This is a genomic window from Pseudoalteromonas sp. bablab_jr011, from assembly GCF_016464045.1.
Classification (GTDB): domain Bacteria; phylum Pseudomonadota; class Gammaproteobacteria; order Enterobacterales; family Alteromonadaceae; genus Pseudoalteromonas; species Pseudoalteromonas lipolytica.
Genome location: NZ_JACDWU010000240.1, coordinates 1 through 1,431, shown reverse-complemented (window position 1 = coordinate 1,431; position 1,431 = coordinate 1). Strand labels below are relative to the sequence as shown.

The following is a 1,431-nucleotide window of genomic DNA, read 5'->3' as shown; positions in this document are numbered from 1 at the left end:
CTAATGCCGTTCACTTAAGGTGAGCGGCATTGTATTTTCGAGGGTATCGGCTTGGTTTTTTCTTAACGACTCTAGGGAAGGATCTTTCTCGCCTGGGCTCAAGTATTAAACTCTCACTCATTGAGTAGAAGTTTTGGAGTTGCCTCGGGATTGCTCCCGGTGACGAGTATGGAAGCCCTACTATTAGGCGCATGATATGAGCCAACGCCCCATTGAAGCTAAGTTGATACGGCAAGTAGTCTCCATTTAAAGTATTACACATCTGCACCATTTGATACCTGACCAAGTTATAGGTCAGCAGTATTCCCCAAAGCTCCTGTCTCACTAATTCAGGGAGTCGACTTCTTAGAGTGAGTCGGTTACCAAGCATGTACTGCTTTTGCTCACGATAGCCAAGTTCAATTTCCCAGCGATATCCGTATAAGTCTACGATATCTGACTTTGGGTAGAGCATTGGGTCAAGCATTGAGGTGAGGACATTGTATTGCTTACCATCTTTAACTCTCGTAACTAAACGCACAACGACTTCTTGCCCTAGCTCTGGCCACTTCTTACGTGCTTGCGGGTTACTCTTCAGTTTTATTAGTTTATCTTGACGACCGAAGGACTGAACAACTTCATAATTGAGTCCTTTTCTCATTGGGATAAGCCAATGTCGATTTATGCCTTTCGAGCTCCACGCTTGAAGTAGGCCAAGGGAGTAAAAGCCTTTATCGAAAAGGGTTAAGCTGTTATCTGGTGTGGTTTCTATCAGTTGCTCTGCCAGCTTCATTTCATTCACTGTGTAACAATCAAAAGCACTTCCAGTGATTAAATGGCTACTCAGTTCCATCTGGCATACCATGCGTACCTGTGGGTACTGTGTTTCTTTACCGTCACGGTTGGTAGGCTTTGCAAACGCTTCAGCGTTGTCTTTTGAATCCTCAGTTCGCCATACGACACCATCAACACCCAGAAGAGTGAGGCCGTTCCAGTTTGGTAAATTAGCCTGCTTAAACCAATGATTTTGTGTGCACTCAAAAAGCGCTTTAGCGGCAGACTCACCGAGATTTTTTCTTCGCTGTGTTAATGCGCTTGGAGCCACAAATGGCTTGCCTGTGCGATCGACAATATCGAGCATATTTACAATGTCAGCCATGGACTTATCGTTATAGATTGCCATTCCAACCAGTAGCCATGCCATCGACTCTAAAGTGAGCTTTCGCTTTCTTAGAGTAACCGTATCAGTGAGTTCGTAAGCACTATTGATAAGTTCAATGGGCAAAAGGTCTGCGAGTGTTTCAACTTGATTTGGTTTGTAACTGTTAATAATGTTGAGGGCTTGAGATACGTGCATAAAAAAATCCGATAAACAGGGTCTATCGGATTTTTACATATAGAGGGGATCATTCAACTGATCCGCCGATTAAAGTCTTAACTGATCGGCATTAG

At 43.8% G+C, this 1,431-nt stretch carries 1 protein-coding gene; it reads right to left on the bottom strand.

All coding sequences use genetic code 11. The features are described 5' to 3' along the window. Nucleotides 1–10 precede the first annotated feature (10 nt). Nucleotides 11–1,336 carry an IS4 family transposase gene (locus JIG41_RS14540; RefSeq protein ID WP_199525004.1) on the bottom strand — a complete coding sequence of 442 codons (1,326 nt, stop codon included), beginning with the start codon at nucleotides 1,334–1,336 and terminating at the stop codon, nucleotides 11–13. Nucleotides 1,337–1,431: the final 95 nt, after the last annotated feature.

Coding starts and splice junctions, on each gene's coding strand:
- JIG41_RS14540 (WP_199525004.1), bottom strand. CDS start 1,336: ATGCACGTATCTCAAGCCCTCAACATTATTAACAGTTACAAACCAAAT.